1 protein-coding gene is annotated in these 749 nt (G+C 61.4%); it reads left to right on the forward strand.

What is annotated here, in order from left to right; all coding sequences use genetic code 11:
• Positions 1-46: 46 nt before the first annotated feature.
• The coding region (locus J4G38_RS28295) for a hypothetical protein (RefSeq protein WP_226164167.1) at positions 47-749 on the forward strand (703 nt) is incomplete at its 3' end.

Consider the following 749-nt stretch of genomic DNA (forward strand, 5'->3'; position numbering starts at 1 on the left):
AATGACGCTGGCCACTGCAGAGTGTGGCAATCGAAGGGAGACTACTATGTCTATCAATGAGCTGTTCAATTCCAACAACGAGACCACTACCACTGGCACCCGCGGCCTGCCCGGCACCGCAGAGCTGACCGCCGTCGCCTCCGCTGAGGCGCATCGCATCGTCAAGGCCATGGAGGCCGACATCGAGAACTACACGCCCCGCATCCAGCGCTCCGCTGTCGACAGCAAGGAGCTGGAGGCCATCATCGACGAGTTCAAGCCTCTGAGCGACATCGCTGAGGACCACATCCTGCGCAATCTGAGCGACGCCCAGGTCGAGAGCATGCTGAAGAGCCAGCAGTCCAAGCGCTCCCGCGCCAAGAGCAAGGCGATGACTCTGGACAACTACATCGTGCTGCTCACCGCCGCCATCGCCGAGGACATCCTGCGTGAGCTCTACAACAAGCCTAAGTCCGCTGGTGGCTTCCAGCGCAGCTCCGGCGTGGTGAACTACACCATCGAGCAGCTGGAGTACCTGTCCACCAACCAGGAGGCGCTCAAGCGGGAGATCCGCAACGTGCAGTCCAAGAAGTCCATCATGAAGTCCAAGGTCGGCTTCGACGAGAGCGACGAGCGTTGGCAGGCACTGCTGAAGGCTGAGCAGCAGCTGAAGGACATGCGCGTCAGCGGCGCCACCCAGGTCGTGGAGGTCGACCACACCAAGGATGCCCTCAGCGAGCTCCTGGCCGGTGCTGACATCAAGCACATGA

The organism is Hymenobacter terricola (assembly GCF_017921975.2).
GTDB classification, from domain to species: Bacteria; Bacteroidota; Bacteroidia; order Cytophagales; family Hymenobacteraceae; genus Hymenobacter; species Hymenobacter terricola.